Source organism: Paraburkholderia sp. (assembly GCF_035948235.1).
Taxonomy (GTDB): domain Bacteria; phylum Pseudomonadota; class Gammaproteobacteria; order Burkholderiales; family Burkholderiaceae; genus Paraburkholderia.
Genome location: NZ_DASZJJ010000266.1, coordinates 1 through 5,523 on the forward strand (window position 1 = coordinate 1; position 5,523 = coordinate 5,523).

Consider the following 5,523-nt stretch of genomic DNA (forward strand, 5'->3'; position numbering starts at 1 on the left):
TTCGCTCTCGCATCCACTAGACTGGACCAGTTGGGCACAGGTGGACAATCTTGGTGGACAACGCTTCCGATCTGATCATCGCCCGCCCTGAGGGCCTCTATTGCCCGCCCGGCGATTTTTATATCGACCCCTGGCGGCCGGTTGAACGCGCCGTCATCACGCACGCGCACGCCGATCATGCGCGCTTCGGCCACGCCCGCTATCTGAGCGCGCAAGCGGGCCTGGGCGTGCTGCTTTCGCGACTGCCCGGCATCAACGTGCAAGGCGTGCCATACGGCGAAGCCGTCGATATCCAGGGCGTGCGGGTGTCGCTGCATCCGGCCGGGCATGTGCTCGGTTCATCGCAGGTGCGGGTCGAACATGGCGGGCGAGTGTGGGTGGCGTCGGGCGACTACAAGGTCGAACCCGATCCGACCTGCGCGCCGTTCGAGCCGGTGCGCTGCGATACCTTCATCACGGAATCGACCTTCGGATTGCCAATCTATCGCTGGGAGCCTTCGCAAACGATCTTCGATGGTATCGATGCCTGGTGGCAGCGCAACGCTGCAGAAGGCCGCGCTTCGGTGCTGTTCTGCTATGCGTTCGGCAAGGCGCAGCGTGTGCTGGCGGGCGTGAATCGCGGCATCGGCCCGATCTTTTGCCACGGCGCCGTCGAGCCTTTGAATCGCGCTTATCGCGAAGCCGGAGTCGATCTGCCGCAGACGCGTCTTGTCAGTGAGATTCCCGCGCGCGACAAGCTTGCGTTCAGCCAGGCGCTGGTGATCGCGCCGCCTTCCGCGCAGGGTAGCGCCTGGATGCGCCGCTTTGGCGACTATAGCGATGCGTTCGCATCGGGCTGGATGCGTCTGCGCGGCACGCGGCGAAGGCGCGGCGTGGATCGCGGCTTCGTGCTCTCGGATCACGCCGACTGGCCGGGGCTGCAATACGCCATCGGTGCGAGCGGCGCGCAGCGCGTGATGGTTACGCATGGCCAGATCGAGCCGATGGTGCGCTGGCTCACGGAGCAGGGGCTCGACGCAGGCGCGTTCGCGACCGAGTACGGCGACGACGCGATCGAAGCCGATGCCGCGCCCATGCCCACGCCCACGCAGGATCAGGACGCGTTGCAATGAAGCACTTCGCCGCGCTATATACCGCACTCGATGCGACCACATCCACCAACGACAAGCTCGACGCCTTGATCGCCTATTTCGCGAGCGCGCAACCCGAAGACGCCGCCTGGGCCGCGTATTTTCTGGCGGGCGGCAAGCCGCGCCAGTCCGTGCCTACCCGGGTGCTGGTCGAGTGCGCGCGCGAACGCGCTGGTTTGCCCGCGTGGCTTTTCGAAGAGTCGTATCAGGCCGTCGGCGATCTGGCCGAGACCATTGCGCATGTCCTGCCGCCCCCCACGCGCGAAACGGAGCTGGGCCTCGCGCAATGGATCGGGCAGCGTGTGCTGACCTTGCGCGGCATCGACGCGAACGTGCTGCGCGAACGTCTGCTCGATTACTGGGAGGAACTGAACTGGGGCGAGCGCTTTCTGCTGACCAAGCTGATTGGCGGCGGTTTTCGCGTGGGCGTGTCGCGGCAACTGGTTGTGCGCGCCCTCGCTCGCGTGGCGGACGTCGATCACAAGCGCATCGCGCAGCGCATGGTCGGCTGGACCGACTCGCGCCAGACGCCCAGCGCCGCGCGCTATCTGCGGCTGATCGCGCCCACCTCCGCAGGCGACGATGTCGATACTCCGCATGAAAGCGATATCGGCCTGCCATACCCGTTCTTTCTCGCTCATCCCTTGCAGGCCGATCCCGCCACACTCGGCGCCGTGTCGGACTGGATCGTCGAGTGGAAATGGGATGGCATTCGCGCGCAACTGGTCAAGCGTGCGGGGCGCATCTGGATCTGGTCGCGCGGCGAGGATCTCGTGACCGAGCGCTTTCCCGAACTCGTGGCGCTGGGTGAGGCCTTGCCGGACGGCACCGTGATCGACGGGGAGATTCTCGCGTGGGAGCCGGATGCGCCAGCGCCACTGCCGTTCGCGCGTCTGCAGCCGCGTATCACGCGTAAATCGCTGACGAAGAAAGTGCTCAGCGACTCGCCAGCGGCGCTGCTCGCGTACGACCTGCTCGAAGCGCAAGGGCAGGATCTGCGCACGGAGCCGCTCATACAACGGCGCGCGCGGCTCGAAGCGCTGGCGCAGTCGCTGGCGGTCCAGACGGAGCCGGGCGTGCCGGACTTGTTGCGCGTATCGCCGCTCGTCAAGGCGGCGAGCTGGGCCGAACTGGCCCAGCTGCGCGAGCAAAGCCGCTCGCGCGGCGTGGAAGGCCTGATGCTCAAGGCGGGCACGTCGCTGTATGGGGTGGGGCGCACCAAGGAAGCGGGCACCTGGTGGAAGTGGAAGATCGAGCCGTATGCGATCGACGCGGTGCTGCTCTACGCGCAGCGCGGTCACGGAAGGCGCGCCAGCCTCTATACGGATTTCACCTTTGCCGTCTGGGACGAAACCGATGGCGTGCGCACGCTGGTGCCCTTCGCGAAGGCGTATTCGGGACTCACCGACGAGGAAATGCGCAAGGTGGATGCCGTCGTGCGCAAGACCACCATCGAGAAGTTCGGTCCCGTGCGCAGTGTGACGCCAACGCTCGTGTTCGAAATCGGCTTCGAAGGGATTCAGGCAAGTCCACGTCATAAATCGGGCATTGCGGTGCGCTTTCCGCGCATGCTGCGCTGGCGTACCGATAAATCCATCGAAGACGCCGATACGCTCGCCATGTTAAAAGGATTCCTTAACGATTCGATGGGCGAGGCGCAGGCATGAATGCGCCGCGTGGGCGTCGTATTCCGCGCACCCAGGCAGCCCAGGCCAGACTGGACGCCGCTGCGGCCGAAGCCTTCAAACCCGGGCCATTCGAATACGACGCCGCGCTCGCGGGCACGCCGATCGAACAGCGCATCGCGCAGTGGTTCGACGCACGCGGCTGGCGGCCCTTCGATTTCCAGCAGGAAATCTGGCGCGAAATCGCGCGTGGCGCAAGCGGGCTCCTGCACGCAACGACGGGCGCGGGCAAAACGTGGGCGGTCTGGATCGGCGCGCTGGCGGCCTATGCGGGCGCGGCAGACGCCTCGCGGCGCAGCACTTTGCCTGCGCCCCTAACGGTCCTCTGGATCACACCGATGCGGGCGCTCGCCGCCGATAGCGCGCGGGCCTTGCAGTCAGCCGTGCAAGGACTGAACGTGCCCTGGACGGTCGGGCTGCGCACCGGCGACACGTCATCCGCCGAGCGCGCACGGCAGAATCGCCGCATGCCGTCGGCGCTGGTTACGACGCCCGAAAGCCTGTCGCTGATGCTCACGCGCGCGGACGCACAGGCGTCGCTCGCGCATGTGCGGCTCGTGGTCGTCGACGAATGGCATGAGTTGCTGGGCAACAAGCGCGGCACCCAGACGCAACTGGCACTCGCGCGTCTGGCGCACTGGCGGCCCGGGCTACAGGTGTGGGGATTGTCGGCCACGCTCGGCAATCTCGCGCTGGCGCACGATGCGCTGTTGCATTCGGTACGTACGCCGCGCGTGATTGTGCGCGGCGCGCAGCCCAGGACGCTGATCGTCGATACGCTGATTCCAGACACCATCGAGCGCTTTCCCTGGGGCGGGCATCTCGGTACGCGCCAGGTCGGCGCAGTCGCGGATGAAATCGATCATGCGCAAAGCTCGCTCGTCTTCACGAACACGCGCTCGCAGGCGGAGATCTGGTATCGCGCCCTGCTGGAACGGCGCGCCGATTGGGCGGGCGTGATCGCGCTGCATCATGGTTCGCTCGACAAGGAAGTGCGCGACTGGGTTGAATCGGGCCTGAAAAACGGCCTGCTCAAAGTGGTCATTTGCACCTCTAGCCTCGACCTGGGCGTCGATTTTTTGCCGGTGGAACGCGTATTCCAGATCGGTTCGCCCAAGGGCGTTGCGCGCCTGATGCAGCGCGCGGGCCGCTCGGGTCACGCGCCGGGCCGCGTCTCGCGCGTCACGATCGTGCCGACGCACGCGCTCGAACTGGTCGAGGCGGCGGCCGCGCGCTGGGCCATCGAAGGCGCACGCATCGAAGGTCGCGATATGCCGCTCAAGCCGCTCGACGTGCTGGTGCAGCATCTCGTGAGCGTGGCCATCGGCGGCGGGTTCACGCGCGAGGCGATCTACGATGAAGTGCGTACCGCCTACGCCTATCGCGATCTTACCCAGGACGAATTCGACTGGGCGCTGGCCTTCGTCGAACGCGGCGGCACGTCGCTCGCGGCCTATCCGGACTTCCATCGCGTAGTCGCCGACGCCGATGGCGTCTATCGCGTGCCGCGCGAGGAACTGGTGAAGCGGCATCGCAACAACGTCGGCACGATTGTTGCGAATGCAACCATCAATGTTGCGTACCTGACCGGTGGCCGCATCGGCGCGATGGAGGAGTCGTTTATCTCGCGCCTTAAGCCGGGCGACGTCTTTACATTTGGAGGACGCTCGCTCGAACTCGTGCGTGTGCGCGACATGACGGCCTATGTGAGGCGCGCGACGTCTTCGCGTGGCGCGATGCCGCAATGGGCGGGCAGCAAGATGCCGTTGTCGTCCGAACTTGCCGATGCCGCGCTCGTCATGCTGGCCCGCGCGAACGACGGCATTTACGACGAACCTGAAATGCGTGCGATCAAGCCGCTGCTCGATCTTCAGGCGCGTTGGTCGGCGTTGCCGGGGCCCGGCGTGCTGGTTGCGGAACGCGTGCGTTCTCGTGAAGGCCACCATTTTTTTTGCTATCCGTTTGCGGGGCGCATGGCGCATATCGGGCTCGGTTCGCTGATCGCCTGGCGCGTCGCGCGCGATCAGCCGAGCACGTTTTCGATTTCGATGAACGACTATGGATTCGAATTGTTGTCAGCGCAACCGTTTGACTGGCAGGCGTTGATTGAAGCGGGCCTGTTTTCGCTGGACAATCTCGAACACGACATTCTCGCAAGCCTGAACGCGTCCGAACTCTCCGCGCGACGCTTCCGCGAGATCGCGCGGGTTTCAGGGCTGGTTTTTCAGGGTCATCCTGGCCAGCAGAAAAGCGCGCGCCAATTGCAGGCGTCGAGCAGCCTGTTTTACGAGGTATTCCGCAAGCACGACAGCAGCAATCTGCTGCTCGAACAGGCGGACCGCGAGGTCATGTTGCAGGAACTCGAACTGCAGCGCATGCGTGCCGCGCTCGTGCGTATGAACGAGAGCCGCCTGGTGCTGACGCAACCGAAAAAGCCCACGCCGTTCGCCTTTCCGTTGATCGTCGCGCGCCTGCGCGAAAAAGTGACGACCGAGAAGTTGGCCGACCGCGTCGAGCGCATGCTCGCCGAACTCGAAAAGGCTGCACAACGTCGCGGCGTCGAGGATAAACATGATTGCTGAAACGCTGACGATAGACGTGCAGGGGCACCCGCTGACACTTTCCGCGTGGCGCGCCGCGTTTGATCCCGTCCTCAAAAGCCTGTTCGTTGCGGACGTGCATCTGGGTAAGGACGCCGTGTTTCGCGC

Annotated in this window: 3 protein-coding genes and 1 pseudogene; all 4 read left to right on the forward strand. The window is 65.2% G+C overall.

What is annotated here, in order from left to right; all coding sequences use genetic code 11:
- Positions 1-53: 53 nt before the first annotated feature.
- Positions 54-1,112 carry a ligase-associated DNA damage response exonuclease gene (locus VG320_RS23130; protein ID WP_327202397.1) on the forward strand — a complete coding sequence of 353 codons (1,059 nt, stop codon included), beginning with the start codon at positions 54-56 and terminating at the stop codon, positions 1,110-1,112.
- Positions 1,109-2,797 carry an ATP-dependent DNA ligase gene (locus VG320_RS23135; RefSeq protein WP_327202398.1) on the forward strand — a complete coding sequence of 563 codons (1,689 nt, stop codon included), beginning with the start codon at positions 1,109-1,111 and terminating at the stop codon, positions 2,795-2,797. The genes VG320_RS23130 and VG320_RS23135 overlap by 4 nt, the downstream gene beginning before the upstream one ends.
- Positions 2,794-5,397 (forward strand): ligase-associated DNA damage response DEXH box helicase, encoded by a 2,604-nt coding sequence (locus VG320_RS23140; RefSeq protein ID WP_327202399.1) that lies wholly within the window; start codon positions 2,794-2,796, stop codon positions 5,395-5,397. The genes VG320_RS23135 and VG320_RS23140 overlap by 4 nt, the downstream gene beginning before the upstream one ends.
- Positions 5,387-5,523 (forward strand): annotated as a pseudogene (locus VG320_RS23145) (phosphoesterase); the annotation flags it as partial. The gene VG320_RS23140 and the pseudogene VG320_RS23145, both read left to right, overlap by 11 nt.

Bases quoted from the DNA above. Each gene is read 5' to 3' on its own strand.
- VG320_RS23135 (WP_327202398.1), top strand. From the start codon at position 1,109: ATGAAGCACTTCGCCGCGCTATATACCGCACTCGATGCGACCACATCC.
- VG320_RS23140 (WP_327202399.1), top strand. From the start codon at position 2,794: ATGAATGCGCCGCGTGGGCGTCGTATTCCGCGCACCCAGGCAGCCCAG.